Genomic DNA, 26853 nt, shown 5'->3' on the forward strand with positions numbered 1-26853 from the left:
TTCTTGGCGGTTTTCTTCACCGCGCTCTTGGTCGCCTTCTTCGCTGCCTTCTTAGCTTTCTTGGCCATGGTGCCCTCCGATAAGTGAGATGGCTTAAACGCTGCGTGCACCCGGGAATCGAAATGCACTACAACCCGAATACACCAACACATTAGAAAAAACAGTGTCCCGCTTAAGGAAGTGTTGATGGCGCTATGTCGCCGCGCGCGCCTTGCGTTGTTGCGCATCGACGCTGCGCCAGCGCCGCGCGATGCAAATAGTGCGCGAAAAAGCTACGTCGACGAATGTCAAGATTGCAGAAAGCCCTTGTGCCACAGGTATTTTTGTAATTCGCAAGTTAAGTGAAGTAATAACCACGCTCGACATTGCGAGTCGTCGCGTCGCGACGGAATCGCCAAGCGCAGACTCTGAGTCGGGATTTTTGGCAACGAAAAAATTTTCTGGCTTTCCACCTTGGTGTCGCCGAGAGCCCCACAAAACCGGGCGTTTTCGGCGAATCGGCCAAGGTGATTCGCGCCGCGGATTTGCGTGCTCAGGGCCGCCGCGTCGCCTGATCGCCGCGCGATCGACGCCTCGTCGCAGCGCAAAACCTCGGCGTCGCCGACCGCGCGGCAGCGTCAGAGCCCGAGCTTGCGCTTCAACAGCTCGTTGACGGTCTGCGGATTGGCCTTGCCGCCCGACGATTTCATCACTTGCCCGACGAACCAGCCGATCAATGCCGGCTTGGCTTGCGCCTGCGCGACCTTGTCGGGGTTGGCGTTGACAATGTCATCGACCACCTTCTCGATCGCGCCGCTGTCGGTGACCTGCTTCATGCCGCGCGCTTCGACCAGCGCCCGCGGATCGCCGCCTTCGGTCCAGACGATCTCGAACAGTTCCTTGGCGATCTTGCCGGAGATCGTTGCCTCGCCGATCAGATCGACGATCGCGGCCAGTTGCGCCGCGGACACCGGCGAGGCGGCGATCGCCGCACCCTCCTTGTTGAGCCGGCCGAACAATTCGTTGATCACCCAATTGGCGGCGAGCTTGCCATCGCGGTCGGCATTGGCGAGCTGCGCCAGCACCGTCTCATAGAACTCCGCGCTCTCGCGCTCGGCGACTAGCACGCCGGCATCCTCCGCCGACAGGCCGAAATCGGCGATGAAGCGCGCCTTCTTGGCGTCCGGCAGTTCCGGCAGCTCCGCCTTCAGCGCATCGACGAAGCCCTGATCGAACTCCAGCGGCAATAGATCCGGATCGGGGAAGTAGCGATAGTCGTGCGCCTCTTCCTTCGACCGCATCGAGCGGGTCTCGCCCTTGCCGGCGTCGAACAGCCGGGTTTCCTGATCAATCGCGCCGCCGTCTTCCAGGATGCCGATCTGGCGACGCGCCTCATAGTCGATCGCCTGGCCGATGAAGCGGATCGAATTGACGTTCTTGATCTCGCAGCGGGTGCCGAGCGGGCCGCCGGGCTTACGCACCGAGACGTTGACGTCAGCGCGCAGCGAGCCTTTCTCCATGTCGCCGTCGCAGGTGCCGAGATAGCGCAGGATGGTGCGCAGCTTCGTCACATAGGCCTTGGCCTGGTCCGCCGAACGGATGTCCGGCTTGGAGACGATCTCCATCAGCGCCACGCCGGAGCGGTTGAGATCGACCAGCGACATCGTCGGGTTCTGGTCGTGCAGCAACTTGCCGGCGTCCTGTTCCAGATGCAGCCGCTCGATGCCGACCTTGACGCCGTCGCCGTCCGCGACGTCGACTTGCACTTCGCCCTCGCCGACGATCGGCGACTTGTACTGGCTGATCTGGTAGCCCTGCGGCAGGTCGGGATAGAAATAGTTCTTGCGGTCGAAGGTCGAGCGCAGGTTGATCTGCGCGTTGAGGCCGAGCCCCGTGCGCACCGCCTGCCTGACGCATTCCTCGTTGATCACCGGCAGCATCCCCGGCATCGCCGCGTCGACCAGCGAGACGTGGGCGTTGGGGTCGCCGCCGAATTCGGTCGAGGCGCCGGAGAACAGCTTGGAGTTCGAAGAAACCTGGGCGTGGACCTCCAGCCCGATCACGATCTCCCAGTCGCCGGTGGCGCCCTTGATCAGATTCGATGGTTTGACAGGTGCGTTCATGGGTCCGTTCTCGAAAGTCGATGGCGAGCAGGATGCCACCAGGCAGCGGGCATTGCCACGCCCCCGCGGGGTTTTCCGGCAACAGACATTTAGGCCCACCAGGCAAGCCGATCAATGCTTTGCAGCCCCGGGCACCCGGCCCGCGGCTCACATGCTCGCGGCGAACGCCCGCAAGGTCGGGCTGGCGCGCAGCACATCGCGGCCGGCGGCGATCACGTCGTCGACCTGCTGCGGCGGCAGTTGAAACCGGGTCGGCACCGCCTCGAGCTGGGTGGCGCGCGACGGATCGAGCTGATCGAAGCCGAGCCGGCCGATGAAGAATTTCACGTCCTTGCAATTCCAGCCCGGCCGCACGCCGTAGCGCGCGCGCTCCGCCGCCGACAATCCGCAGCGCCAGCGCACCAGCGACTGCTGCCAGTCGGCCATGGTGCGGTCGAACGCCGAATAGCTGGCGCCGACGCTGGCGTCCATCGTGGTATCGACCGCGGCCTTGATCAGTTCGACGCCGCTCGGACCCTCGACGTTGCGCACCCAGTCGCCGGCGATGCCGGCCTTGGCGTCGACCACCAGGAACATGCCGCGCCGCAGCTTGACCGCCTGTTGCGGGGTGAGCGGCCCGTAGGGCGTGGTCGAGGATTGTCGCTCGATGGTAAAGCCGGAGATGCCGTAATTGTCCACCAGGCCACCGTCGAGCAGCTTGATGAACGGCACCTGGCCCTCGCGATAGCGCACGATCGCCTTGGCGAACGAGCCCAGCATCGGCGCCGCGTTGCGATCGGCAGCGGCGCGCAGAATCCACGGCGGCAGCGGGTCGTTGCAGGTGCCGGGAAACGCCTGGACCACCGCCGGCGCAAACGCGATCGGCACCGCGGCGGAAGCTGCCACCGCGCTCGAGATCGGATAGCGTGACAGGTCGCTGCAGATCGCGGTGAACGCCACCGCGCCGAACACGAACGGCACCCGATTGTAGATGTCGGAGGCATTGATCCAGATCTGCGGTCGGGACTCGCGGAACCGGGCGAAGGTGGCGCCGTCAAACAGATTGGCGTCGAGCCATTTGGTGAAGCCGACCGAATCGTTGACGCCGCCGGAGAAGGCGCGGCCGATGGTGTCGAGCGTCAGCGAGGTCTGCAGCCCCTCCTCGGCGTTGCGCAACAGGAAGCGCTCGCGGAAATCCGAAAGCGCGGCGCGCTTCTTCAAGCCGAAATACGCCGCCGTCACCGAACCGCCGGACACCCCGGAGACGAAGTCGATGCGATCCAGCATCGAGCCGCCGGCGCCGCGCAATGGCGTGCGGTCCATCTCCTGCAGCACGCCGAAGGAAAACGCCGCGGCACGGGTGCCGCCGCCGGAGAACGACAGCCCGACCACGACGTCGTCGCTCTCGCGATCGGCTTCGAAGGACACCGGCGAATTCACCGCCGCGCTGGTGCCGAGCGGCACGTTCACCGGAAGGTTGTAGACCGAGGCACAGCCCGCCAGCGCCACACAGGCCGCCGCCAGCATCAAGGGAGAACGCAGCCAGTTCATCGAGGATCCAACGCTCGCGCGTTCCTATCCGGGCGTGGCTTCGGGCGAAGCGTCGCGGTTGAGTTCGGCCGCGCTGCAGCCTGGCGAAGCCTCGACTGTGCGGCCGAAAGGTTCAGTTCACCTTAATGAACCGTTGTGCCGGGCGACCATCGACGCCCGCAACGAGGCCTGAGCATGGCCGAACAGCCGCTTAATTCGGCGCCGGCGCCGCGCCGAGGTCGAAACCGAAGGTGAAGAACGTGCCCTGGCCGCGGATGCTTTCGGCGCGGAACGAGACGTTCTTGGCGTTTTCCTTCAAGGTCTGCAGGATCAAGGCGCCGAGCTTGCGCGGCGACGGCCAAGCCACATTGTCGCCGAGCCCGACGCCGTCGTCGGCGACGATCACGGTGACACGGCCGGCTTCCGCGGTGCAGATCAGTTTGATCTTGCCGCTGCTGCGCCCGACAAAGGCGTATTTCAGCGCGTTGGTCAGCATCTCGTTGACCAGCAGCCCGGCTGGCATCGCGATGTTGATCGACAGCGGGCAGTAACCGGCCTGCACGTTGATTTCGATCCCCGGCATGGCGTTGGCCTGCATCACCGCGTCGGCGACGTCCGCCAGATATTGCCCGAGATCGATATCGCCGACGGCATTTTCCGCCGACAGGATGCGGTACAGCACGGTCAGGGCATCGATCCGGCTCGCCAGCCGCGCCAGCGCCACCTGCTCGCCCTCCGCCGCCGAGCGCGCTTCGAGCCGCACCAGCGCGGTGATCAGCTGCAGATTGTTCTTCACCCGGTGCTGCAATTCGCGCATCAGCATGTCGCGATCGCGGATCTGGTTTTCGAACTCCTCGATCTGCGCCCGCTCGCGCCCGGCAACGTCGACCAAAGCGGCGATGCGGAAATTCTCCACGCCGTCCTCGCTCTCGATCACCGAGGCATAGGCCTGCACGATCACCAGTCGGTCGGCCGGCGCCACTGGGCGAAACACGCCGATAAAATCCTCGCTGTCGCGGATCGCCTCGCCGAGCGTCCGGGTCGGATTGTCTTCGTCGCGAAAGCCGTCGAGAAACACCCAGCGCTGGCCCTCGACCTCGGCGGGTGGCAGCGACAACAGCTGTTCGAAGGCGCGGTTGGCGTAGACCATGCACTGCTCGTCGCCGGAGCCGCTCGACACCGCGACCGCCACCGGAACGGCGTCCAGCAGATGTTTGTATTTGTCGTTCTCGATCGCCGAGACAAGCTTCGACGACCCCAGAATCTGATCGACCTGTTCGGAAGCTGGCAGTCCCTCGTCAGCGCTCATACGCGGCCCATTCCTATCGCCAGAGCATGACCAAACTCATGGTCAAATGCAACGCAAGAACCATGCCCGGAGGTCAGGTCCACCATTTTGCCGCGATCAAACGGCCGGCGGCCTGCTCGATCACCTCGCCGAGCGAGAACAGCGTCTCCTCGTCGAACGGACGCCCGATCAGTTGCAACCCGAGCGGCAAGCCCTGGCTATCGCGGCCCGCGGGAACCGCGATGCCGGGCAGCCCGGCCATGTTCACCGTCACGGTGAAGATGTCGTTGAGGTACATTTCCACCGGATCGGCGCCGCCCTTTTCGCCGATCCCGAACGCCGCCGACGGCGTCGCCGGGGTCAGGATCGCCGAGACGCCCTGCGCGAAGCAATCTTCGAAATCGCGCTTGATCAGCGTGCGGACCTTCTGCGCCCGCAGATAATAGGCGTCGTAATAGCCGGCCGACAGCACATAGGTGCCGATCATGATGCGGCGGCGGACCTCGGCGCCAAAGCCCTGGGCGCGGGTGTTCTCATACATTTCGGTGATGTTGCGGCCGTTGACCCGGGCGCCGTAGCGCACCCCGTCATAGCGCGCCAGGTTCGACGAGGCCTCCGCCGGCGCGACAATGTAATAGGCTGGCAGCGCGTATTTGGTGTGCGGCAGCGACACCTCGACCAATTCCGCACCCGCCGCCTGCAGCCAGTCGGCGCCGTCCTTCCACAGCTTCTCGATCTCCGCCGGCATCCCCGCGATGCGATACTCCTTCGGAATGCCGATCTTCATGCCTTTCACCGATCGGCCGACCGCGGCCTCGTAGTCGGGCACGGCGCAATCCACCGAGGTGGAGTCCTTGGCATCGTAGCCCGCCATCGAGCGCAACAGGATCGCGCTGTCGCGAACCGTGCGCGCGATCGGGCCGGCCTGGTCGAGCGAGGAGGCGAACGCCACGATGCCCCAGCGCGAGCAACGGCCATAGGTCGGCTTGATGCCGACCGTGCCGGTGAATGCCGCGGGCTGCCGGATCGAACCGCCAGTGTCGGTCGCGGTGGCGCCGAGGCACAGCCCGGCCGCGACCGCCGAGGCCGAGCCGCCCGACGAGCCGCCCGGCACCAGCTTGGCGTCGGAGCCCTGGCGCCGCCACGGATTGACCACCGGGCCGAAGCACGAGGTCTCGTTCGACGAGCCCATCGCGAATTCGTCGTTGTTCAATTTGCCGAGCAGCACCGCGCCGTCGCGCCACAGCTGCGAGGTCACGGTCGACTCATACGGCGGCGTGAAGCCGTCGAGGATCTTCGAGCAGGCGGTGGTGCGCACGCCCTTGGTCGCGAACAAATCCTTGATGCCGAGCGGCAGGCCTTCCAATGGCCCGGCCTCGCCCTTGGCGATCCTGGCATCGGCGGCCTGCGCCATGCCGCGCGCCTGCTCCGGCGTTTCCAGCACATAGGCGTTCAGCGCCCGCGCGGCTTCGATCGCCGCCAGATGGGCGTCGGTCAATTGCAGCGAGCTGAAGGATTTGGCCACCAGCCCGTCACGGGCCTCGGCGAGCGTCAGCGATGTCAGGTCGGTCATTGCGAGGATACAACCTAGATGATTGATTTCATTGGAACGATACCCACGAAACGGGGGCACCCACCGGGTATCGACCACGCCGGCTGGCTAGCACAGCGCTTGTGGAAAATGAAGCAATTGTGCCGGCGATGTTTCCGGGGTGACATAAGCGTTGACGCAACCCATTTACGTAGTTACATAAATGGTATCGACGATCAGCTTCGACCCGGCCAAACGGCTTTGGACGCTGCACCACCGCGGCCTCGACTTCGCGACCGACGCATCGAAGGTCTTTGCCGGTCGCACAGTCACCAAAGTCGACGACCGCTTCGACTATGGCGAGGTGCGTTATATCACCGCCGGTCACGTCGAAGGGCGCATGGTGGTGATGGTCTGGACCGAGCGCGGCGCAAGCCGCCACGTGATTTCGATGAGGCATTGCCATGGCAAAGAAGAAGCCCGCTGGAACGCGCTCCTTGGGCAAATCCCCGATCTTCGGTGAAGCTTTGACCGACGACCCCGACGACGCGCCGGAACTGCTCGATGAATTCTTTCGCAGCGGCGAAGTGCGCGATGGCAACAAGGTGCTGCGCCGCGGCCGGCCGCCGCTTGGCGCCAAGCCGAAAAGCTCGGTGACGCTGCGGCTCGATGTGGATGTGCTGGAGGCCTACCGCGCGCTCGGCGCCGGCTGGCAGTCGCAGATCAACGCCGATTTGCGCCGGGTCCGCAAGCTGAAGAAGGCGTGACCGCGCGCGGAAATGCAGGCGGATCTTGCGAGGGTTATTTGTTGACCGGGCTGCAGAAGAACGGCGACAGCGTCATGTCGTTTTCCGGCTTGTCGCGCTTGGCCTTGTCGGCCCTCTCGAGCTGGTCGAGCACCGCGCCCATCGCCTTCTCGGGATCGGCGGCCTCGCCCTGGCGCTGCATCGCGTCGAGGTAGTTCATATAGGCCAGATAGGCCGCGTCATCGTTGCAGAGCAGGCACATCGGCTTTCCCGGCTATTCGACGACCTTCGGCACCAGGAAGAAATGATCCTCGGTCGCCGGCGCATTGGCGACCACCTGGTCGGCGATCGCGCCGTCGTTGACCATGTCGGCGCGCTTCTTCATCTGCATCGGCGTCACCGAGGTCATCGGCTCGACGCCGTCGACATCGACTTCGCTCAACTGCTCGACAAAGGCCAGCATCGCATTGAGCTCGCCCTGCAGGTGAGGAACTTCGGCATCGCTCACCGCGATACGCGCCAGATGCGCGATACGGCGAACGGTGGTGGCATCGACGGACATTATATAACGCCTTCCCGCGAGATTGCAGCCCGCCCTATAGCAGAGAGCGGTTTGGCGTCGCAACCGTGGCGGCGTGCCCGGCGAGCCGGCTCAGCCGCAGCAATGCCGCGCCGGCCAGCGCCCGTGTCAGATCCGCCGCCGGCAAGTCGTGGCCGAGCCGCACCGCCTGCCCGGCCCACAGATTGCTGAAATCCACCCTGCTCTGCTGTTCCGCGGCGGCCTTCAGCGGCTCCAAGGCGGTGGCGGCATGTGGAAACGCCGGCGCATCCGGCGAGATCGGCCCGACCTCGCGCATCACCCGGTTCACGATGCCCCGCGCGGGCCGTCCGGTCATCACATTGGTGATCACGGTGGAATCGTCGTGCGCCTGCCCGAGCGCCGCCCGCGCCAGGGCACTCAGCCTGGATTCCGGACAACGCAGATAGGCGCTGCCGATCTGTACGCCCGATGCCCCTAGCGCAAAGGCCGCGGCGATGCCGCGGCCGTCGGCGATGCCCCCCGCCGCGATCACCGGCACGCGCACGGCGTCGACCACCTGCGGCAGCAGCGCGAACAGCCCGGGCTGTTCGGCGACCGCGTCGGTGAGAAACATGCCGCGATGGCCGCCGGCTTCGGCGCCCTGCGCGATCACCGCATCGACGCCGCGTTCCTCGAGCCAGATCGCCTCGCGCACGATGGTCGCCGAGGCGATCACCTTGGAGCCCGTGGCCTTGACGCGCTCGAGCAACGCGGGCTCCGGCAGACCGAAATGGAAGCTGACCACTTCCGGCTTCAGCTCCTCGACGAGTTCGCACATCGCAGCATCAAACGGCGCGCGGTTGGCGGCCGCGATCGGCGCCGCGGGATCGACGCCGTATTCATGGTAATAGGCGGCGAGCCGCCGCTTCCAGCCGGCCTCGCGCTGCGGATCGGCGTCGACCGCGGTGTGGCAGAAGAAGTTCAGATTGAGCGGCGTGCGCAGCCGTTGCTGGACGATGCCGACCTGCTCGCGGATCTTTTGCGCCGAGAGCATCGCGCAGGGCAACGACGGCAACGCGCCGGCGGTCGCCGCGCCGATCATGATGTCGGCGTCCTGCGCGCCGGCCATCGGCGCCTGCACGATCGGCAGTTCGATCTTGAAGAGGTCGAGAAGTCGGCGGTTCGGCCACATGCGGGTCTGCTCGCTTGCTGATGGGAAGAGGCTGAAAGGGAGTGGCGGGCGTCGTTGCCGGGGCCGCGACCAGCCTAGCACGGCGCCAACGGTGCCGGCTATCCGCCACCGGCTTGCAGGGTGCGCGGCTTCAGCATCCAGCGCCGCAACGCCACCCCGGCCCAGATCGCCTCGACCAGCCCGAACGGCCAGGCGCCCTGCAGGAATCCGTAGATCGAGCCCAGCGCGCAGGCCAAGGCGAAGCCGAGCACGTACCAATGGCTGCGCTGTTCCATGGCATAGCAGACCAGCATCGCGGTCACCGCGACCAATCCGAACAGCGTCAGCGCGTCCATCTGTTGTCCATCAATCGCCCCCGTGGCCGGCGTTGCGAGATTCATCGCAGTCCCGGCCGTCGATCGCAATCCGTTTTCGCAATCGCGCGCGCCATGCTATGCGAAGCGATGCCCGCTGCCATCCTTCCTTTGATCGAAGCCGCCCCCCACTGGCCCCTGCGCGGCGCGTTGATCGGCCTCGACCTCGGCACCAAGACCATCGGGGTCGCGGTGTCGGACCCCGATCGTCGGCTTGCCACCGGCGTCGAGACCATCATTCACACCGCGTTCAAGGCCAACGCCGCGCGGCTGTTGCTGCTCGCGCAACAACGCAACGCGGTCGGCTTCGTGCTCGGCCTGCCAATCAACATGGACGGCAGCGAAGGCCCGCGCGCGCAATCCACCCGCGCCTTCGCCCGCAATTTCGCGCGCCTTACCGAACTGCCGATCGGGCTGTGGGATGAGCGGCTATCGACCGCCGCAGTAGAGCGCGAATTGATCGCCAACGACGTCAGCCGCGCCAAGCGCGCCAAGGTGATCGACGAACACGCCGCGATCTTCATCCTGCAGGGCGCGCTCGACCGCCTCGCGGTGCTCAACGCCGCCTCCCGGACCAACTGACATGCCGATGGTGTTCGGCGCGCTGGTGCCGGTGTTCCTGTTGATCGTGCTTGGCCATGGGCTGCGGCGGGTGATGCTCACCGACGACAAGCCGTGGAGCGGGATCGAGCAACTGGTGTATTACGTGCTGTTTCCGGCGCTGCTGATCGACACGCTGTCGCGCGCCAATCTGTCCGCGGTGCCGGTCGCAGGCGTCGGCGGCGCATTGCTGCTGGCGGTGGTGGCGATGTCGGCGCTGTGCCTGGTGTTGCGGCCGTGGCTGGCGCGGCGGTTCGGCGTCGACGGCCCGGCGTTTTCCTCGGTGTTTCAGGGCGCCACACGCTGGCAGACCTTCGTCGCGCTGTCGGTGGCCGGCAATCTCTATGGGGACGTCGGCATCACGCTGGCCTCGGTGGCCATGGTGGCGATGATCCCGCTGCTGAACGTGTTCAGCGTCGGCGTGCTGGCGCATTACGCCGCGCCAATGCGGCTGCGGTGGCCGAGCATCCTGCTCGCCATCGCGCGCAATCCTTTAATCTGGGCCTGCCTGATCGGGCTCGCCATCAACCTCGCGCAGATCCCGGTGCCGCGGCCGCTGCATGACTTCGCCGATGCGCTGGGGCGCTGTTCGTTGGCGCTCGGCCTACTGGTGGTCGGCGCCGGGCTGCATCTGGAAGGCCTACGCAAACCGAAGCCCGCCGCGCTGATCACCGTCGGCTTGAAACTCGCGGTAATGCCGCTGATCGCCACCGGCCTTGGCCTCGGTTTCGGCCTGTCCGGCACCAACCTCGCGGTGGTGGCGTGCTGCGCCTCGGTGCCGAGCGCCTCGAACGGCTACGTGTTGGCGCGGCAGATGGGCGGCGACGCGGCGCTGCTGGCGCAGATCCTGACGCTGCAGACCAGCCTCGCGGTGTTCACCATGCCGCTGTTCATCGCGCTGGCGGCGTAAGCGCGTTGCGCTGATTACGCCACCGGCAACGCCCGCTCCAACAGCTGGCGCGCCTGCGTCACGTCGAGGTCGATGGCGCCATACATCTGGCCGTGCGACGGTGTCAGCCGCGTTGCAGCAAACAGCTCGGCGTGCTGCGGATGCACGCCGTTCAGGGCTGCTGCGGCGGCGAGCTTGGCGAGGATTTCGACCGACAGCCGGGCGACGCGCTCGCTGTCCGGGCGCTGGAATGTCTTGCCGATGAATGCCGCCGCCTCCGCCGCACCGACAAGGCCGCGGGTTTCTGCGATCAGATCTTGCAACACGGTGGCGGCGAGATCCGGCTCGCGGGCCAGCGCGCGCAGCACGTCGAGGCACATCACATTGCCGGAGCCTTCCCAGATCGCGTTGACCGGCGCCTCGCGATAGAGCCGCGCCAGCACGCCCTCCTCGACATAGCCATTGCCGCCGAGGCACTCCATCGCTTCATAGAGAAAAGGCGGCGCGCTCTTGCAGATCCAGTATTTCACCGCCGGCGTCAGCAGCCGCATCCAGGCCGCGGCGAGTTCGTCGCTGCCGGCGCGATCGAACGCGGCGCACAGCCGCATCACCAGCGCCACCGAAGCCTCGACCTGCAGCGCCATGTCGGCGAGCACCGCCTGCATCAACGGCTGATCGGCGAGCCGCTTCTGGAACACGCTGCGATGCCGCGCGTGATGCAGCGCCTGCGCCAACCCGGCGCGCATGAAACCGACCGAGGAGATCGCGCAATCCTGCCGCGTCAATTGCACCATCTCGATGATGGTGCGGATGCCGCGGCCCTCGCCGCCGACCCGCTGCGCATAAGCGCCGGTGAACTCGACTTCGGAGGAGGCGTTGGAGCGGTTGCCGAGCTTGTCCTTCAGGCGCTGGAACTGCAGCGCGTTGACCGAACCGTCCGGCTGGAAGCGCGGGGTGAAGAAACAGGTCAGCCCGCCTTCGGCCTGCGCCAGCACCAGGAAGGCGTCGCTCATCGGCGCCGACATGAACCATTTGTGGCCGATCAGCCGAAAGGCATCGCCGTCGCGCTCGGCGCGGGTGGAGTTGGAGCGCACGTCGGTGCCGCCCTGCTTTTCGGTCATGCCCATGCCGAGCGTCATGCCGCGCTTGTGCTGCCACGGCTTGAAGCTTGCATCGTAAGTCCGCGTCGCGATCACCGGCATCAGCTTGGCCAACAGATCCGGCTGCGCGGCGAGCGCGCCGACCGCGGCGCGGGTCATGGTGATCGGGCACAGGTGGCCGGCCTCCACCGGCGCGGCCATATAGAACTTCGCCGCGCGGATCACTTCCGCTGCGCCGCCGGCGGGCTTGCCCTCGGCCGTCCAGGTCGAGTTGTGGAGCCCGGCGCGCATGCTCGCCGCCATCGCCTCGTGATAGGCCGGATGAAACTCGACCTCGTCGCGACGCACGCCGCGGGCGTCGAAGCTTTTCAGCTTCGGCGTATTTTCGTTGGCGAGACGGCCGCGCGTGGCCATCGCGGCCGAGCCCCATTCGCGCCCGAACGCGGACAGGTCCGCCGCGGCCGAGCCGCCGCCATACGCCGTCACCGCATCGACCAGCGGCCGGTCGAGCGCGAACAGATCGACGTCCTCGAACGGCGGCGACTGATTGTAGACGTCGTGGGTGGCGAAGCTGGGTTTGGTCATGTTGCCTGCCCCTTGCGTTTCTTGTTGTAGCAAAGCTGATCTGTCACGGCTTTCGGGCGATCGTCTAGTCCCCACGCCGCCGTGGCTCCTGCCGAGATGCGCCAACGGCCATCGCAGCCGTCCACGCCACGGAATAACCAGGTTCGGACGGTAAGCGCACAGGTGCAGCGGCCGCCCCGATCTACCGCACCACCTTGCGATGCGCCTCGTAGTAGCGCCGCAGCACGGAATTGATCCTGGTCTGATAACCCTTGCCTTGCGATTTGAACCAGCCGAGCACGTCGTCATCGAGTTTGATGCCGACGGCGACCTTCTGCGGCTGCACGATCGCGGCCGCCGCCCATTCTGCGTCGGTCATCGGCGGGCCATCGCGGTCGCGCGCCGCGACCGCCTCGACCTGCGCCGCGCTTTGCCGGTCGAGCCGCGCCCAATCGGTCTTGCCTTTCAAGGGCACCAGGCTGCCGTCCGGCTTTTTCTGATAGGCCCGACCATCGACCAGCACGGCGCGGACTTTAGCTTTGCTCATAGCGACGTTGCTCCCGCTGATTGGCTTTGCGCGCCGAGATGATCCAGGTGATCTCGCCGCGTTCTGTAAAGGTGATGTGGAACAGACGACCATTGACCTTGGCGAGCATGTTGTAACGCAGCTCGCCGTAGTCCTTGCACTGATCCCGGACCACCTTTCTGTCGGGGTCGAGAAATCCCGCCAGCACATCGGCGAAGTCGATGCCTCGCTCGCTGAGCGTCTTGCTGCGCTTGGCCGGGTTCCAGTCAAACTGCATAGCCGATGATGACGGCGATCTAGACTTTTATCAAGACCTCAGGTCCGGATCGACCGAGGCCGGGCAGCATTAATTCCCGCGCCGCCCCGGCACCGCAAAATCATAGGCCTGAAGATCGCCCATCCCGGGTCGCGAAAAATGCCACCACTCCTTGGCGTAGTTGACGAAGCCGTGCCGGGCCATCGCCGCATTCAGGGTGTCGCGCCATTGGCGCTGCCGCGGCGTGATGGCGCGCGAGGCGGTATGCGCCTTGGCGTCGGAGCAATCATAGCCGGTGCCCATCTCGACGGCTCCCTCCGGCGCGCGCAAGGCTTCCGGCGCGGTGCAATCGGCATAGGCCTTGGCGGGATCGAACGCCGGCCCGCGCGGCGCGGTCAGGTCGACCAGCGTCAGATCGACGGCGGCGCCGGTGGAATGCCCGGAGCGCTCGGCGATGTAGCCCAGCCGGAACAGCTCGCGCTTGGAGAAACCCGGATTGTAGCGCCGCTCGAAGGCGGTCTCGCGGCCGTCCTGCGCCCACGCCACCATGTCGCGCGAGGCGCGAACCGGGCGGTAGCAGTCCAGCATCTTCAGCGACAGGTTTTGCCCGCGCAGTTCGCGCTGCACCTCGCGTAAGCCGAGCCCGACCGGGCGTTTGACGACGCATTCGGCGCCGTCATAGCCGGCGATCCGCCGCCCCATGAAATTGTTGACCCCGGCATAGCGGAGGTCCTGCTGGATGCTCGGGTCGATGGCGCGCAACAGCACCAGATCGTCCGGCAGCGGCTGCGCCGCCGCCGGAACCGAAAGGGCCGCGGCAAACAGCCCGACGACGATCCGCGCGAAGTTGCGCAGCACGGCTTTTTCCATTGTTTGGCTTTGCCTTTGCTCGAAATCCGGCCCTGGGTGACTGACCGGGGGAAAACTCCAAGCCGAGCAAATCGCGCTTGCCCACCCTGGGCTGTCTGCCTATAGCTCTCGCTTTAATGACCCCTGCACCGAAATCCAGTTTTGTCCTCGCCCACCGGCATCTGCTGGGCATCGAGGGCCTTTCCGCCGCCGATATCACCGGCCTGCTCGACCTGTCCGAAGAATATGTCGTGCTGAACCGCCAGATCGACAAGAAGCGCACCAGTTTGCGCGGTCGTACCCAGGTCAATTTGTTCTTCGAGGCCTCGACAAGGACGCAGTCCTCGTTCGAGATCGCCGGCAAACGGCTCGGCGCCGACGTCATGAACATGTCGGTGTCGTCGTCGTCGATGCGCAAAGGCGAGACCCTGATCGACACCGCGGCGACGCTGAACGCCATGCACCCCGACCTCCTGGTGGTGCGGCATCACGCCTCCGGAGCGGTGGAACTGCTGGCGCGCAAGGTCGACGGCGCGGTGGTCAATGCCGGCGATGGCGCCCATGAGCATCCCACCCAGGCGCTGCTCGATGCGCTCACCATCCGCCGCAACAAGGGCCGGCTGGAAGGCCTCACCATCGCGATCTGCGGCGACGTGGTGCATTCGCGCGTCGCCCGCTCCAACATGCTGTTGCTGAACATCATGGGCGCCAGGGTCCGCGTGGTGGCGCCGTCGACGCTGCTGCCGCCCGGCATCGAGCGGATGGGCGTCGAGGTGGCGCGCGACATGCGCGAGGGCCTGCACGGCGCCGACATTGTCATGATGCTGCGGCTGCAGCGCGAGCGCATGAACGGCTCGTTCGTGCCCTCCTCGCAGGAATATTTCCAATATTTCGGCCTCGACCAGAAGAAGCTCGCTTATGCCAAGCCGGACGCGCTGGTGATGCATCCCGGGCCGATGAATCGCGGCGTCGAAATCGACTCCATCGTCGCCGACGGCGCGCAATCCCTAATCCGTGAACAGGTCGAGATGGGCGTTGCGGTCCGCATGGCCGTACTGGAAGCGCTCGCGCGCAATTTGCCCAATGCGTGATGACATGTTGACAGACCGCCGCCCGATCCTGCTCGCCAACGCCCGCCTGATCGATCCCTCGCGCGACCATGACGGCATCGGCGACGTGCTAATCGCCGACGGCGTGATCCGGGACTCCCGCCGCGGCATCGGCGCCGCCGGAGTGCCGGAAGGCACCGACATCATCAACTGCGCCGGCAAGATCGTGGCTCCCGGCCTGATCGACATGCGCGCCTTCGTCGGCGAACCCGGCGCCGGCCATCGCGAGACGTTTGCGTCGGCGAGCCAGGCCGCTGCGGCCGGCGGCATCACCACCATCATCTGCCAGCCCGATACCTCGCCGACCATCGACAATTCGGCGACGGTGGATTTCGTGCTGCGGCGGGCCCGCGATACCGCGATCGTCGCCATCCATCCGATGGCGGCGCTGACCAAGGATCTCGCCGGCCACGAGATGACCGAGATCGGGCTGCTGAAAGCCGCCGGCGCGGTCGCCTTCACCGACGGCGACAGAAGTGTGATGAACGCCCAGGTGATGCGCCGCGCGTTGACCTATGCGCGCGATTTCGACGCGCTGATCGTGCATCACACCGAGGACCCCAATCTGGTCGGCGAAGGCGTGATGAACGAGGGCGAACTCGCCTCGAGGCTCGGCCTGATCGGGGTGCCGAACATCGCCGAAGCGGTGGTGCTGGAGCGCGACATGCGCCTCGTGGCATTGACGGGAGGGCGCTATCACGCCGCCTCGATCACCTGCGTAGAGTCGATCGAGATCCTGCGCCGCGCCCGCGACGCCGGGCTCAAGGTCACCGCCTCGGCCTCGATCAACCATCTGACGCTGAACGAAAACGACATCGGCCCGTATCGCTCGTTCCTGAAACTGTCGCCGCCACTGCGCAGCGAGGACGACCGCCGGGCGCTGGTCGCCGCGGTCGCCTCAGGTCTTATCGACGTCATCATGTCGGACCACAATCCGCAGGACGTCGAGGTCAAGCGGCTGCCGTTCGCCGAGGCCGCAGCCGGCGCGATCGGGCTCGAGACCATGCTGCCCGCCGGCCTGCGGCTGGTCCATGCCGGCGAGCTCGATCTGCTGACGCTGATCCGGGCGATGTCGACACGGCCTGCGGAACTGCTCGGCCTGCCGGGCGGCAGCCTGCGCGCCGGCGCCCCGGCCGACCTGATCGTGATCGACGCCGACGTGCCCTGGGTCGTCGATCCCAACGAACTGAAGTCGAAGTGCAAGAACACGCCGTTCGACGACGCCAAGTTCACCGGACGCGTCGCCCGCACCATCGTCGGCGGCCGCACCGTCTATGAGCACGTCTGAGCGCGCCGCACCCAGAGGTGAACACCGATGATCCTGATTGACATCGCCGCGCTGTTGATCGGCTATCTGTTCGGCTCGATCCCGTTCGGGCTGATCCTCACCAGGATGGCCGGCACCCAGGATCTGCGCTCGATCGGCTCCGGCAATATCGGCGCCACCAACGTGCTGCGCACCGGCCGCAAGGGCCTCGCCGCCGCCACCCTGCTCGGCGATGCCTTGAAGGGCACCGCCGCGGTGCTGATCGCGTTTGCGTTCGGCGGCGAGGACGCGGCGATGCTGGCCGCGCTCGGCGCCTTCCTCGGCCACCTGTTTCCGGTATGGCTGAAGTTCAAGGGCGGCAAGGGCGTCGCGGTCTATATCGGCGTGCTGCTCGGGCTTCTGCCGTTCGGCGCGCTGGTATTTTGCGTGCTGTGGCTCGGCACCGCGCTGACCACGCGCTACTCGTCGCTGTCGGCGCTGGTCGCCGCCTTCGTCACCCCGATCTTCCTGTGGTGGTTCGGCCATCTCCAACTGGCCTCGTTGTTCGCGATCCTGACCCTGCTGTTGTTCTGGATGCACCGCGACAACATCAGGCGGCTGTTGGCCGGCACCGAAGGCAAGATCGGCGAGAAGAAGTAGCGCCGACGGTTAGCGCCGCGCTCTGCCGCCCGCCTTGCGGTAAATAGTTAGCGCTCCGCGATACGGGGGCACCCGCTCTCGCGGGAGATGACGATCGCGTCGTTCGGCTGTCTGCTCCCTTGTCCACACGCAAAACTTGCGCAAAACTCCGCTGGGGGCGAACCAGCGTGGACAACGAGCAACGTACCACCCATCTTTCCGACGCGCAGCGGCTCGACTGGCTGCGGCTGATCCGCTCCGACAATGTCGGCCCGCGCACCTTTCGCAGCCTGGTCAATCATTTCGGTTCGGCGCGCGCGGCGCTGGAGCGGCTACCCGAGCTGGCGCGCCGCGGCGGTGCCGCCCGCCCCGGCCGCATCGTCAGCGAGCATGAAGCCCACCTCGAACTCAGCGCCGGCCGACGGATCGGCGTCAACCTGGTGGCGCCGGGCGAAGCCGGCTATCCGCCGCGGCTGGCGCTGATCGAGGACGCGCCGCCGCTGCTCGGCATTCGCGGCGCGCCCGACACCCTGATGCGGCCGATGATCGCCATCGTCGGCTCGCGCAATGCCTCCGGCGTCGGCTTGAAATTCGCAGGCCAACTCGCCCGCGACCTCGGCGACGCCGGCTTCGTGATCGCCTCCGGGCTGGCGCGCGGCATCGATCAGGCCGCGCATCGCGCCAGTCTCGGCAGCGGCACTGTGGCGGCGCTGGCCGGCGGCCACGACAAAGTCTATCCGCCGGAGCATGATGGGCTGCTGGCTGCGATCCTCGATCAGGGCGGCGCTGCGATCTCGGAAATGCCACTCGGCCACGTGCCGCGGGCGCGGGATTTCCCCCGCCGCAACCGGCTGATCTCGGGCGTCGCGCTCGGCGTCGCGGTGATCGAGGCGGCGTATCGCTCGGGCTCGCTGATCACGGCCCGGATCGCCGCCGAACAAGGCCGCGAGGTGTTCGCGGTGCCGGGCTCGCCGCTCGACCCGCGCGCCGCCGGCACCAATGACCTGATCAAGCAGGGCGCCCAGCTGATCACCGAGGCCGCCGACATCGTCAACGCGGTGGCGCCGATTCTGGAGCGGCCGATCGAGCTGCCGAGCCGCGAGCCGGACGAGGTGTCGATACCGAACGAGCCGGCGCAAGGCGACCGCGCCAAGATCGTCGCGCTACTCGGTCCGAGCCCAATCCGGCTCGACGATCTGGTGCGGCTCGCCGGGGTATCGCCGGCGGTGGCACGCACCGTGCTGTTGGAATTGGAACTCGCCGGCCGGCTGGAGCGCCATGGCGGCGGGCTGGTGTCGCTGCTCTGACTACGCCTGCTCAGTCGAATGACGGCGATCGAACTGCTGCCGCGCGCCTTCGATGTCGGGCAGATGCTGCTTGGCCCATTCGCCGAGCTCTTTGACCGGCGTGCTGAGACCGCGGCCGAGCTCGGTGAGTGCGTAGTCGACGCGGGGCGGCACGGTGGGAAACACCGTGCGGGTGACGAGGCCGTCGCGCTCCAGCCCGCGCAAGGTCAGCGTCAGCATGCGTTGCGAGATGCCGCCGATCATCCGCTTGAGTTCGTTGAAGCGCAGCGGCCGTTCGCCCAGCATCATGATCACCAGCACGCTCCATTTGTCGCCGACCCGCGACAGCACCGACGCGACGCCGCGGCAGTCGCTGTGCTGATGCGGCCCCGGCGCGACGGTTACATCGCTGTGCCCAGGCAAATCGCTGTGCTCGAGTTTCAAAATAGTGCCTTCTTGTGCGGTTTTCGCAGTCACTCATAGTGCGTCAGTTACAAACCTATACCAAGGATGACGCCAATGAAACTGCTCCATATCGATTCCAGCTTGCTCGGACCGCATTCGGTCAGCCGCCAGGTCTCCGCCGCCGTCGTCGCCCGGCTGCGCGAGGCCAATCCCGGCGTGGCGGTGAGCTATCGCGACCTCGGCCACAGCCCGCTGGCGCATCTGTCCGGCGCACATCTGGCGGTCGCCCAGGGTGCCCCGGCCGCGCCCGAGCTGGAGGGCGATCTCGCCGCCGGACAGGCGGTGCTGGAGGAATTTTTGGCCGCCGATATCGTGGTGATCGGCGCGCCGATGTATAATTTCACCATTCCGACCCAGCTCAAGGCCTGGATCGACCGCATCCTGGTTGCCGGCAAGACCTTCAAATACGCCGACGGCGCCGTGCAGGGCCTTGCGGGCGGCAAACGGGTGGTCATCGCGGTGTCGCGCGGCGGCTTCTACGGCCCGGACACGCCGATGGCGGTCGGCGAACATCTGGAAAGCTATCTGCGCTTCGTGTTCGGCTTCATCGGGATTGCTGACCCCGAAATCATCGCGGCGGATGGTATCAATTACGGACCCGAACATCGCGAAAAAGCGATCGCGTCGGCGCTGCTCGCCGCGACCGCGTTACGCGCGGCCTGACGCGGCTGCAAAACAGCGCTCCCGCGACACGGCGGGAGCGGCTGGTGTGGCTCAAAGCAAATATCGCAGCCGCCGCGGCCATCACGGCGGCCGACGCTGCGGCTAGCCGGCGGCGAAGATCAGCTTCTCGCCGATCAGCAGCATCAGCGAAATCAGCAAGCCGCTGCCGCAGAACAGCACCAGCGGCAGCAATTCCTCGCGGTCCTGGGTAGCAGCCTTGGCAACGCTACGGGTCAGAGCGGGACGTGCGGTGTATGACACATGAACCTCCATCGTGCGGCCTTGTCGCGTTCCCGCCCAATGGAATGTCCGGCAGCTACGGCCGTTTGATTCAGCGCATTTGCTGGCAGCTGATTACATCGCAGGTAACTCCGTAGCTGACGGAGCGCAAGTCGAGAGGACATGCACGCTCCGCACAGCTGTCCTCCGATTTCGCAGTTCGCCCGTCAGCCGCGATAGACCGGCGCGCCGGCCGGCGATGCGGTGGCGCCGCCATCGACGAAAATCTCCGCGCCCTGGATATTGGAGGCGTCGTCGGAGGCCAAAAACAGCACGGTCCTGGCGACCTCGTCGGCGTCGCCGATCCGGCCGAGCGGCACGGTCTTGGCGATCCGCTGCTCCAGCGCGGCCTTGGCCGCCTCGGTGGGCGCGGCGCCATCCCAGATCGGCGTCCGGGTGGCGCCCGGAGCCACCACATTGACGCGGATGCGGCGCGGCGAAAGTTCCGAGGCCATCACCCGCGCCATCGCCCGCACCCCGGCCTTGCTGGCCGCATAGGCGGCATAGCCGGGATTGCCGAGCACGCTGATCACCGAGCCGTTGAGAATGATCGAGGCGCCGTCGTTGAGATGCGGCAACGCGGCCTGCACGGTGAAGAACACCGCGGTGACATTGGTGCGCAACACGGATTCAAATGTCTCGAGCGAGCTGCCGCCGAGCGGCGTGTTGCCGGCGATGCCGGCATTGGCGAATACGATGTCGAGCTTGCCGAAGGCCTTCGCCGCCTGCGCCACCGCCGCCTCGGTGGCGGCGACGTCGGTGGAGTCGGCGACGACGCCGATGGCGTTCGGTCCGAGTTCCTTGAGCGCCGCATCCAGCTTGCCGCGGTCGCGCCCGGTGATGGCGACGCGGGCGCCCTCCTTTACGAACAGCCTCGCGGTCGCCAGCCCGATGCCGCTGTTGCCGCCGGTGATCAACGCCGTCTTGTTCGCCAGTCTCATGGCTCGCTCCTTCGGTGAAACATTGTTGCAAATTGAAACCAGATTGCTATCTGGGCAGATCGGTTTCATAATGCAACCTGCGGGCGGATTTATTTCGCGCCCGCCATTGCGAGGAGCGCATGGTCAAACGCACCAGTTTTGCAGGCGCCGAATGCCCGATCGCGCGAGCCCTGGAGGCGATCGGCGACTGGTGGTCGATCCTGATCATCCGCGACGCCTTTCTCGGGCTGCGCCGTTTCAGCGAATTCCAGAAGAGCCTCGGGGTGGCCAAGAACATCCTCAGCGCCCGGCTCCGTGCGCTGCTGGCGCACGGCATCCTGGCCACCCAGCCGGCCGCCGACGGCAGCGCCTATCAGGACTACGTGCTGACCGCGAAGGGCCGCGCGGTGTACCCGGTGCTGGTGGCGCTGCGGCAATGGAGCGAGGATTTCGCCTATCCGGCGGAGCCCTGCGCCACGATGCTGGTGGATCGCAAGACCGGCCGCCCGGTGAAAAAGCTCGAACTGCGCGCCGAGGACGGCCGGCTGCTGCGCGACGGCGAAACCGAATTGCGCGCCAATCGCTAGCGCCTGCCCTCTAAGTGCCGTTATGGCGGCGGCGTTGCCGCACCAGTTCGGTCGCCTCCAGATGCGCCATCTCCAGAAGATAACCCAGCATGTCGAGCCGGTGGCGCCGCGCCAGCTTGGCCAGCTCCGCGACCGCCGTGGCCAGGTAATTGGCGGCCTCGTCGGGGCCGCCATCGCCGCTGCGGGGCCGAGATGGCAGACGATCGCTTCCGCTGGACGCCATGGATCATTCCTCTTTCTGTGGCCACTCCAGTTGAGCGAGATTCTTATAACTATGCTACTTCTACGTGTGCAACCTAAAGTGTATATGTTTTAGCAATTCTCCCAAAAGTTCAGGTTCCGGACCGCGGCGATTTGACAGCAGGGTCCGCTGCACCCATGTTCGCCCCCAATCGGTCGGCGCGACTCTCGCGGAAAAAGACCGCTAAATCCCTGTAAACACCTGGAATGACATGAATATCGTCATTGTCGAGTCGCCTGCGAAGGCCAAGACGATCAACAAATATCTGGGCAGTTCCTACGAGGTTCTGGCCTCGTTCGGCCATGTCCGAGACCTGCCGGCGAAGAATGGCTCGGTCGATCCCGACGCCAATTTCCAGATGATCTGGGAAATCGATCCCAAGGCCGCCGGCCGGCTCAACGACATCGCCAAGGCGCTGAAGGGCGCCGACAAGCTGATCCTCGCAACCGACCCTGATCGCGAGGGTGAAGCGATCTCCTGGCACGTGCTGGAGGTGTTGAAAGAGAAGCGCGCGATCAAGGACCACACCATCGAACGCGTGGTGTTCAACGCCATCACCAAGCAGGCGGTGACCGACGCGATGAAGAACCCGCGCCAGATCGACGGCGCGCTGGTCGACGCCTATATGGCGCGCCGCGCGCTGGACTATCTGGTTGGCTTTACGCTGTCCCCGGTGCTGTGGCGCAAATTGCCCGGCGCCCGCTCCGCCGGCCGCGTGCAATCGGTGGCGCTGCGGCTGGTCTGCGACCGCGAGCTGGAGATCGAGAAATTCGTGCCGCGCGAATATTGGTCGCTGGTGGCGACCCTGACCACGCCGCGCGGCGAGATGTTCGAGGCCCGGCTGACCGGCGCCGACGGCAAGAAGATCCAGCGGCTCGACATCGGTACCGGCGCCGAGGCCGAGGACTTCAAGAAGGCGATCGAGGCCGCGCTGTTTAGCGTCGCCAATGTCGAGGCCAAGCCGGCGCGGCGCAATCCCTACGCGCCGTTCACCACCTCGACCTTGCAGCAGGAGGCCAGCCGCAAGCTCGGCTTTGCGCCGGCGCACACCATGCGCATCGCGCAGCGGTTATATGAAGGCATCGACATCGGCGGCGAGACCACCGGCCTCATTACTTATATGAGAACCGACGGCGTGCAGATCGATTCCTCCGCCATCACCCAGGCCCGCCACGTGATCGGCGAGGACTACGGCAAACAATATGTCCCGGACTCCCCGCGGCAATACGTCGCCAAGGCGAAGAACGCCCAGGAGGCCCATGAGGCGATCCGGCCGACCGACTTGAGCCGCCGCCCCGCCAGCCTGCGCGCCCGGCTCGATCACGATCAGGCCCGGCTCTACGAGCTGATCTGGATCCGTACCATCGCCAGCCAGATGGAATCCGCCGAGTTGGAGCGCACCACCGTCGACATCGCCGCCAAGGCGGGATCGCGGCTGCTGGAATTGCGCGCTACCGGCCAGGTTGTGAAGTTCGACGGCTTCCTCGCGGTGTATCAGGAAGGCCGCGACGACGACGGCGACGACGAGGATTCCCGCCGGCTGCCGGCAATGAGCCAAGGCGAAGACCTCGAGCGCAAGGACCTCGCCGTCACCCAGCATTTCACCGAACCGCCGCCGCGCTTCTCGGAAGCCTCCTTGGTCAAGCGGATGGAAGAGCTCGGCATCGGCCGGCCCTCGACCTACGCCTCGATCCTGCAGGTGCTGAAGGATCGCGGCTACGTCAAGCTCGACAAGAAGCGGCTGCACGCCGAGGACAAGGGCCGCGTCGTGGTCGCGTTCCTGGAGAACTTCTTCGCCCGCTACGTCGAATACGACTTCACCGCGGCGCTGGAAGAAAACCTCGACCGGATTTCCAACAACGAAATCTCCTGGCAAGAGGTGCTGCGCGATTTCTGGACCGACTTCATCGGCGCGGTCAACGACATCAAGGATCTGCGCGTCGCGCAGGTGCTGGACGCGCTCGACGATATGCTGGGCTCGCACATCTACGCGCCGCGCGACGACGGCGGCGATCCGCGGCAATGCCCGAGCTGCGGCACCGGCAAACTCAACCTCAAGGCCGGCAAGTTCGGCGCCTTCGTCGGCTGCAGCAACTATCCGGAATGCCGCTACACAAGGCCCCTGGCGGCGGATGGCGGCGGCGACAGCGATCGCATCCTCGGCAAGGATCCGGAAACCGGCCTCGAAGTCGCGGTCAAGGCCGGCCGGTTCGGCCCCTATATTCAGCTCGGCGACGCCAAGGATTATGCCGAAGGCGAAAAGCCGAAACGCGCCGGGATTCCGAAGAACTCCTCGCCCGGCGACATGGAGCTTGAGCTGGCGCTGAAGCTGTTGTCGCTGCCGCGCGAAGTCGGCAAGCATCCGGAAACTGGCGAGCCGATCAAGGCCGGCATCGGCCGGTTCGGACCCTATGTGCAGCATGAAAAGACCTATGCCAGCCTGGAGGCCGGCGACGAGGTGTTCGACATCGGGCTCAACCGCGCGGTGACGCTGATCGCCGAAAAGATTCTCAAAGGCCCGAGCAAGCGGCGCTTTGGTTCGGACCCCGGCAAGCCGCTCGGCGAGCATCCCTCGCTCGGCCCCGTCGCGGTGAAGAGCGGACGCTACGGCGCTTACGTCACCGCCGGCGGCGTCAACGCCACGATCCCCAGCGACAAGACCCAGGAAAGCATCACGCTGCCCGAGGCCATCGCGCTGATCGACGAGCGCGCGGCCAAGGGCGGCGGCAAGCCGAAGAAGGCTGCGAAGAAGGCGCCGGCCAAGAAGGCCGCCAAGCCCGACACGGCTGATGCCGCGGCGGAGAAGAAAAAACCCGCCAAGAAAGCCGCGGCCAAAAAATCCACCGCCAAGCCCAAAGCCGAGGGCGCAGCCGCCAGCGCGGCGCGCGCGCCGGTGAAAGCCAAAACCTCCGTCAAGACTGCCGCCAAGCCCGCCGCCAAGAAGAAGCCTGCGAAGCCGGCGACCAAGGCATCCGCGGGCAAAGCCAACGGCTGATCATGTGAGCACAAAAAAGCGCGACACCAGCTTTCCTCATCGCGACGACATCGTCGCCTTCATCCGCGCCCAGCCGGGCAAGGTCGGCACCCGCGAAATCGCCCGCGCCTTCGGCCTGAAGAACGAGGACCGCGTCGAACTGAAGCGGGTGTTGCGCGACCTCGCCGACGCCGGCACCATCAAGCGGCGCGGCAAGACCGTGGCCGAGCCCGAAACGCTGCCGCCGACGCTGATGGCCGACATCACCGCGCGCGACGATGACGGCGAACTGATCGCCACCCCGACCGAGTGGGACGAGCAAAGCGGCGAGCCGCCGAAGATCCGCATCCATGTGCCGCGCCGCGCGCCGCCCGGCACCGCGGCCGGGATCGGCGATCGCGCGCTGTTGCGCGTCGAGCCGGGTGCGGAAGCCTATCGCGCCCGCGTCATCAAGGTGGTCGATCACACCAAGGCGCGGATTCTCGGCATCTTCCGCAGCGTTCCGGGCGGCGGCGGACGGCTCATTCCAGTCGACAAGAAACAGGTCGGCCGCGAACTCAACATCGCAGCCTCCGACGCCGGCGGCGCGCAGGACGGCGATCTGGTCAGCGTCGATCCGATCCGCAGCCGCGGCTACGGCCTCGCCTCGGGCAAGGTGAAAGAGCGGCTGGGATCGCTCGCCACCGAAAAAGCCGTCAGCCTGATCGCGATCCACTCCCACGAAATCCCGCAGCAGTTTTCCGCTGAAGCCATTCGTGAGGCCGAGGCCGCCAAGCCTGCGACGCTGAAGGGCCGCGAGGACTGGCGCGAGCTGCCGCTTGTCACCATCGACCCGCCGGACGCCAAGGACCACGACGACGCGGTGCACGCCGAGCCCGACCCCGATCCGGCCAACAAGGGCGGCTACATTCTCCACGTTGCGATTGCCGACGTCGCCTATTACGTGCGGCCGGGCTCGACGCTGGATCGCGACGCGCTCCTCCGCGGCAATTCGGTGTACTTCCCCGACCGCGTGGTGCCGATGCTGCCGGAGCGGATTTCCAACGATCTGTGTTCGCTGAAGCCAGGCGAGCCGCGCGGCGCCCTCGCCGTGCGCATCGTCATCGGCAAGGACGGCCGCAAGCAGTCGCATTCGTTCCACCGCATCCTGATGCGCTCGGCGGCGAAATTGAGCTACGCTCAGGCGCAGGCCGCGATCGACGGCCGCCCCGACGACACCACGGGTCCGTTGCTCAAGACCATCCTGCAGCCATTGTACGACGCCTATGCGGTGGTGAAGCGCGGCCGCGACCAGCGCGATCCGTTGGATCTCGATCTGCCGGAGCGCAAAATCCTGTTGAAGCCCGACGGCACCGTCGACCGCGTCATCGTCCCGGAGCGGCTCGACGCGCATAAGCTGATCGAGGAATTCATGATCCTCGCCAACGTCGCCGCCGCCGAGATGCTGGAGAAGAAGGCGCTGCCGCTGATCTACCGCGTGCACGACGAGCCCAGCGTCGAGAAGGTGCACAACCTCGTCGAATTCCTCAAGACGCTGGATCTGCCCTTCGCCAAGCAGGGCGCGCTGCGCCCCGCGCTATTCAACCGCGTGCTGGCGCAGGTCAAGGGCCACGACGCAGAACCGCTGGTCAACGAGGTGGTGCTGCGGTCGCAGGCGCAGGCCGAATACGCCGCCGAGAATTACGGCCATTTCGGCTTGAACCTGCGGCGCTACGCGCATTTCACCTCGCCGATCCGCCGTTACGCCGACCTCGTGGTGCATCGCGCGCTGATCCGCGCGCTCAATCTCGGCGACGGCGCGCTGCCCGACACCGAGACCGTGGAGACGCTCGCCGAAGTTGCGGCGCAGATTTCCGTCACCGAGCGCCGCGCCATGAAAGCCGAGCGCGAGACCACCGATCGGCTGATCGCGCATTTCCTCGCCGACCGCATCGGCGCGTCGTTCCAGGGCCGGATCTCCGGCGTCACCCGCGCCGGGCTGTTCGTCAAACTCGCCAACACCGGCGCCGACGGGCTGATCCCGATCCGCACTATCGGCTCTGAATATTTCAACTATGACGAAACCCGCCACGCGCTGATCGGAACCCGTTCCGGCACGATGTATCGGCTGGGCGACGTGGTCGACGTCCGCCTGGTGGAGGCCGCTCCAGTCGCTGGCGCGCTGCGCTTTGAACTGTTGGGCGACGGCGGCGTTGTTGCGGGCGGCCGTCCGCGTCCCCACATCCGCTCCAGGGGAGCGGCCACGTCGGAGCCGCGCAGCAAGGCGCATCCCGGTCGCAACCCGGCCAAGGCGAAGAAGCAGAAGAACAAGAAACATAAGAAAGACAACAACGCCAAGCCGCCGAAGCAGGACCGCAAGACCAAGATCAAGACAGCCAACGCCAAAGCCGGAAAACCCGGCAAGCCGAAGAAGGGCTGA

Annotated in this window: 28 protein-coding genes; 12 read left to right on the forward strand and 16 right to left on the reverse strand. The window is 66.2% G+C overall.

Annotated features, from left to right (window positions below; all coding sequences use genetic code 11):
• Positions 1-617: 617 nt before the first annotated feature.
• The 4 genes from gatB to gatA form a co-directional block, all read right to left on the reverse strand.
• Entirely contained in the window at positions 618-2102 is a 1485-nt protein-coding gene (gene gatB, locus VGC77_RS07230) for an Asp-tRNA(Asn)/Glu-tRNA(Gln) amidotransferase subunit GatB (RefSeq protein ID WP_331170895.1), read from the reverse strand.
• A 147-nt stretch (positions 2103-2249) separates the two neighbouring features.
• Complete coding sequence (locus tag VGC77_RS07235; protein WP_331170896.1) at positions 2250-3632, reverse strand: patatin-like phospholipase family protein; 1383 nt, start codon at positions 3630-3632, stop codon at positions 2250-2252.
• A 190-nt stretch (positions 3633-3822) separates the two neighbouring features.
• Entirely contained in the window at positions 3823-4920 is a 1098-nt protein-coding gene (locus VGC77_RS07240; protein WP_331170897.1) for a sensor histidine kinase, read from the reverse strand.
• Between the two features lie 73 nt (positions 4921-4993).
• A complete protein-coding gene (gene gatA, locus VGC77_RS07245) occupies positions 4994-6472 on the reverse strand; it encodes an Asp-tRNA(Asn)/Glu-tRNA(Gln) amidotransferase subunit GatA (protein ID WP_331170898.1) in 1479 nt (492 codons plus the stop codon).
• A 181-nt stretch (positions 6473-6653) separates the two neighbouring features.
• On the opposite strand from gatA, the gene VGC77_RS07250 reads away from it, so the two are divergent.
• Positions 6654-6953 carry a BrnT family toxin gene (locus VGC77_RS07250; protein WP_331170899.1) on the forward strand — a complete coding sequence of 100 codons (300 nt, stop codon included), beginning with the start codon at positions 6654-6656 and terminating at the stop codon, positions 6951-6953.
• 4 nt (positions 6954-6957) lie between these two features.
• Positions 6958-7197: a BrnA antitoxin family protein gene (locus tag VGC77_RS07255; RefSeq protein WP_331170900.1), complete on the forward strand. Its 240-nt coding sequence runs from the start codon at positions 6958-6960 to the stop codon at positions 7195-7197.
• Positions 7198-7231: 34 nt separating this feature from the next.
• On the opposite strand, the gene VGC77_RS07260 is transcribed toward VGC77_RS07255, so the two are convergent.
• The 4 genes from VGC77_RS07260 to VGC77_RS07275 all read right to left on the reverse strand — a co-directional run bounded on the left by VGC77_RS07260 (position 7232) and on the right by VGC77_RS07275 (position 9223).
• The gene (locus tag VGC77_RS07260; protein ID WP_331170901.1) at positions 7232-7438 is read right to left on the reverse strand and encodes a hypothetical protein; all 207 of its coding nucleotides are present in this window, start codon (positions 7436-7438) and stop codon (positions 7232-7234) included.
• 12 nt (positions 7439-7450) lie between these two features.
• On the reverse strand, positions 7451-7738 hold the full coding sequence (gene gatC / locus VGC77_RS07265) for an Asp-tRNA(Asn)/Glu-tRNA(Gln) amidotransferase subunit GatC (protein WP_331170902.1): 288 nt from the start codon (positions 7736-7738) through the stop codon (positions 7451-7453).
• Positions 7739-7772: 34 nt separating this feature from the next.
• A complete protein-coding gene (locus tag VGC77_RS07270) occupies positions 7773-8888 on the reverse strand; it encodes a nitronate monooxygenase (RefSeq protein WP_331170903.1) in 1116 nt (371 codons plus the stop codon).
• 98 nt (positions 8889-8986) lie between these two features.
• Complete coding sequence (locus tag VGC77_RS07275) at positions 8987-9223, reverse strand: hypothetical protein (protein WP_331170904.1); 237 nt, start codon at positions 9221-9223, stop codon at positions 8987-8989.
• Between the two features lie 108 nt (positions 9224-9331).
• Here VGC77_RS07275 and ruvX point away from each other — a divergent pair, with 108 nt between their 5' ends.
• On the forward strand, positions 9332-9823 hold the full coding sequence (ruvX, locus tag VGC77_RS07280) for a Holliday junction resolvase RuvX (protein ID WP_331170905.1): 492 nt from the start codon (positions 9332-9334) through the stop codon (positions 9821-9823).
• Position 9824: 1 nt separating this feature from the next.
• The gene (locus VGC77_RS07285; RefSeq protein WP_331170906.1) at positions 9825-10751 is read left to right on the forward strand and encodes an AEC family transporter; all 927 of its coding nucleotides are present in this window, start codon (positions 9825-9827) and stop codon (positions 10749-10751) included.
• Between the two features lie 14 nt (positions 10752-10765).
• Here the strand turns inward: VGC77_RS07285 and VGC77_RS07290 are convergent, their stop codons facing one another.
• The 4 genes from VGC77_RS07290 to VGC77_RS07305 all read right to left on the reverse strand — a co-directional run bounded on the left by VGC77_RS07290 (position 10766) and on the right by VGC77_RS07305 (position 14046).
• Positions 10766-12415, reverse strand: coding sequence for an acyl-CoA dehydrogenase family protein (locus VGC77_RS07290; protein ID WP_331170907.1), 1650 nt, complete (start codon positions 12413-12415; stop codon positions 10766-10768).
• Between the two features lie 181 nt (positions 12416-12596).
• Complete coding sequence (locus VGC77_RS07295; protein WP_331170908.1) at positions 12597-12941, reverse strand: BrnA antitoxin family protein; 345 nt, start codon at positions 12939-12941, stop codon at positions 12597-12599.
• Positions 12928-13197: a BrnT family toxin gene (locus tag VGC77_RS07300; protein ID WP_331170909.1), complete on the reverse strand. Its 270-nt coding sequence runs from the start codon at positions 13195-13197 to the stop codon at positions 12928-12930. Before VGC77_RS07300 ends, VGC77_RS07295 begins: the two co-directional genes overlap by 14 nt.
• A 69-nt stretch (positions 13198-13266) precedes the next feature.
• Positions 13267-14046, reverse strand: a complete 780-nt coding sequence (locus tag VGC77_RS07305) for a M15 family metallopeptidase (RefSeq protein ID WP_331170910.1) — start codon at positions 14044-14046, stop codon at positions 13267-13269.
• 116 nt (positions 14047-14162) lie between these two features.
• Between VGC77_RS07305 and VGC77_RS07310 the strand changes: the two genes are divergently transcribed.
• The 4 genes from VGC77_RS07310 (at position 14163) to dprA (ending at position 18326) form a co-directional block, all read left to right on the forward strand.
• A complete protein-coding gene (locus VGC77_RS07310) occupies positions 14163-15116 on the forward strand; it encodes an aspartate carbamoyltransferase catalytic subunit (RefSeq protein ID WP_331170911.1) in 954 nt (317 codons plus the stop codon).
• Between the two features lie 4 nt (positions 15117-15120).
• Positions 15121-16422: a dihydroorotase gene (locus VGC77_RS07315; RefSeq protein ID WP_331170912.1), complete on the forward strand. Its 1302-nt coding sequence runs from the start codon at positions 15121-15123 to the stop codon at positions 16420-16422.
• A 27-nt stretch (positions 16423-16449) separates the two neighbouring features.
• Positions 16450-17040 (forward strand): glycerol-3-phosphate 1-O-acyltransferase PlsY, encoded by a 591-nt coding sequence (plsY, locus tag VGC77_RS07320; protein ID WP_331170913.1) that lies wholly within the window; start codon positions 16450-16452, stop codon positions 17038-17040.
• 167 nt (positions 17041-17207) lie between these two features.
• Positions 17208-18326, forward strand: a complete 1119-nt coding sequence (gene dprA / locus VGC77_RS07325; RefSeq protein ID WP_331170914.1) for a DNA-processing protein DprA — start codon at positions 17208-17210, stop codon at positions 18324-18326.
• Here dprA and VGC77_RS07330 read toward each other — a convergent pair whose 3' ends face one another.
• Entirely contained in the window at positions 18327-18728 is a 402-nt protein-coding gene (locus tag VGC77_RS07330) for a helix-turn-helix domain-containing protein (protein WP_331170915.1), read from the reverse strand.
• A 96-nt stretch (positions 18729-18824) separates the two neighbouring features.
• On the opposite strand from VGC77_RS07330, the gene VGC77_RS07335 reads away from it, so the two are divergent.
• Positions 18825-19433: an FMN-dependent NADH-azoreductase gene (locus tag VGC77_RS07335; protein WP_331170916.1), complete on the forward strand. Its 609-nt coding sequence runs from the start codon at positions 18825-18827 to the stop codon at positions 19431-19433.
• 102 nt (positions 19434-19535) lie between these two features.
• On the opposite strand, the gene VGC77_RS07340 is transcribed toward VGC77_RS07335, so the two are convergent.
• On the reverse strand, positions 19536-19694 hold the full coding sequence (locus VGC77_RS07340) for a hypothetical protein (protein WP_331170917.1): 159 nt from the start codon (positions 19692-19694) through the stop codon (positions 19536-19538).
• A 185-nt stretch (positions 19695-19879) separates the two neighbouring features.
• Complete coding sequence (locus VGC77_RS07345) at positions 19880-20653, reverse strand: SDR family oxidoreductase (protein ID WP_331170918.1); 774 nt, start codon at positions 20651-20653, stop codon at positions 19880-19882.
• A gap of 119 nt (positions 20654-20772) precedes the next feature.
• Between VGC77_RS07345 and VGC77_RS07350 the strand changes: the two genes are divergently transcribed.
• The gene (locus tag VGC77_RS07350) at positions 20773-21219 is read left to right on the forward strand and encodes a helix-turn-helix domain-containing protein (protein ID WP_331170919.1); all 447 of its coding nucleotides are present in this window, start codon (positions 20773-20775) and stop codon (positions 21217-21219) included.
• A gap of 10 nt (positions 21220-21229) precedes the next feature.
• On the opposite strand, the gene VGC77_RS07355 is transcribed toward VGC77_RS07350, so the two are convergent.
• Positions 21230-21442, reverse strand: a complete 213-nt coding sequence (locus VGC77_RS07355) for a hypothetical protein (protein WP_331170920.1) — start codon at positions 21440-21442, stop codon at positions 21230-21232.
• A gap of 229 nt (positions 21443-21671) precedes the next feature.
• Here VGC77_RS07355 and topA point away from each other — a divergent pair, with 229 nt between their 5' ends.
• A complete protein-coding gene (gene topA / locus VGC77_RS07360; protein ID WP_331170921.1) occupies positions 21672-24455 on the forward strand; it encodes a type I DNA topoisomerase in 2784 nt (927 codons plus the stop codon).
• A 4-nt stretch (positions 24456-24459) separates the two neighbouring features.
• Positions 24460-26853, forward strand: a complete 2394-nt coding sequence (gene rnr, locus VGC77_RS07365; RefSeq protein WP_331170922.1) for a ribonuclease R — start codon at positions 24460-24462, stop codon at positions 26851-26853.

The organism is Rhodopseudomonas sp. (genome assembly GCF_036404135.1).
Classification (GTDB): Bacteria; Pseudomonadota; Alphaproteobacteria; order Rhizobiales; family Xanthobacteraceae; genus Rhodopseudomonas_A.

Excerpts from the sequence above, each read along its gene's own strand:
- ruvX (WP_331170905.1), top strand. The coding sequence starts at position 9,332 with ATGCCCGCTGCCATCCTTCCTTTGATCGAAGCCGCCCCCCACTGGCCC.
- VGC77_RS07285 (WP_331170906.1), top strand. The coding sequence starts at position 9,825 with ATGCCGATGGTGTTCGGCGCGCTGGTGCCGGTGTTCCTGTTGATCGTG.
- VGC77_RS07240 (WP_331170897.1), bottom strand. The coding sequence starts at position 4,920 with ATGAGCGCTGACGAGGGACTGCCAGCTTCCGAACAGGTCGATCAGATT.
- VGC77_RS07315 (WP_331170912.1), top strand. The coding sequence starts at position 15,121 with ATGTTGACAGACCGCCGCCCGATCCTGCTCGCCAACGCCCGCCTGATC.
- VGC77_RS07310 (WP_331170911.1), top strand. The coding sequence starts at position 14,163 with ATGACCCCTGCACCGAAATCCAGTTTTGTCCTCGCCCACCGGCATCTG.
- VGC77_RS07300 (WP_331170909.1), bottom strand. The coding sequence starts at position 13,197 with ATGCAGTTTGACTGGAACCCGGCCAAGCGCAGCAAGACGCTCAGCGAG.
- VGC77_RS07290 (WP_331170907.1), bottom strand. The coding sequence starts at position 12,415 with ATGACCAAACCCAGCTTCGCCACCCACGACGTCTACAATCAGTCGCCG.
- gatA (WP_331170898.1), bottom strand. The coding sequence starts at position 6,472 with ATGACCGACCTGACATCGCTGACGCTCGCCGAGGCCCGTGACGGGCTG.
- gatC (WP_331170902.1), bottom strand. The coding sequence starts at position 7,738 with ATGTCCGTCGATGCCACCACCGTTCGCCGTATCGCGCATCTGGCGCGT.
- VGC77_RS07250 (WP_331170899.1), top strand. The coding sequence starts at position 6,654 with ATGGTATCGACGATCAGCTTCGACCCGGCCAAACGGCTTTGGACGCTG.
- VGC77_RS07260 (WP_331170901.1), bottom strand. The coding sequence starts at position 7,438 with ATGTGCCTGCTCTGCAACGATGACGCGGCCTATCTGGCCTATATGAAC.
- topA (WP_331170921.1), top strand. The coding sequence starts at position 21,672 with ATGAATATCGTCATTGTCGAGTCGCCTGCGAAGGCCAAGACGATCAAC.
- gatB (WP_331170895.1), bottom strand. The coding sequence starts at position 2,102 with ATGAACGCACCTGTCAAACCATCGAATCTGATCAAGGGCGCCACCGGC.
- VGC77_RS07235 (WP_331170896.1), bottom strand. The coding sequence starts at position 3,632 with ATGAACTGGCTGCGTTCTCCCTTGATGCTGGCGGCGGCCTGTGTGGCG.
- VGC77_RS07295 (WP_331170908.1), bottom strand. The coding sequence starts at position 12,941 with ATGAGCAAAGCTAAAGTCCGCGCCGTGCTGGTCGATGGTCGGGCCTAT.
- VGC77_RS07355 (WP_331170920.1), bottom strand. The coding sequence starts at position 21,442 with ATGGCGTCCAGCGGAAGCGATCGTCTGCCATCTCGGCCCCGCAGCGGC.
- VGC77_RS07270 (WP_331170903.1), bottom strand. The coding sequence starts at position 8,888 with ATGTGGCCGAACCGCCGACTTCTCGACCTCTTCAAGATCGAACTGCCG.
- VGC77_RS07335 (WP_331170916.1), top strand. The coding sequence starts at position 18,825 with ATGAAACTGCTCCATATCGATTCCAGCTTGCTCGGACCGCATTCGGTC.
- VGC77_RS07275 (WP_331170904.1), bottom strand. The coding sequence starts at position 9,223 with ATGGACGCGCTGACGCTGTTCGGATTGGTCGCGGTGACCGCGATGCTG.
- VGC77_RS07305 (WP_331170910.1), bottom strand. The coding sequence starts at position 14,046 with ATGGAAAAAGCCGTGCTGCGCAACTTCGCGCGGATCGTCGTCGGGCTG.
- VGC77_RS07345 (WP_331170918.1), bottom strand. The coding sequence starts at position 20,653 with ATGAGACTGGCGAACAAGACGGCGTTGATCACCGGCGGCAACAGCGGC.
- VGC77_RS07350 (WP_331170919.1), top strand. The coding sequence starts at position 20,773 with ATGGTCAAACGCACCAGTTTTGCAGGCGCCGAATGCCCGATCGCGCGA.
- plsY (WP_331170913.1), top strand. The coding sequence starts at position 16,450 with ATGATCCTGATTGACATCGCCGCGCTGTTGATCGGCTATCTGTTCGGC.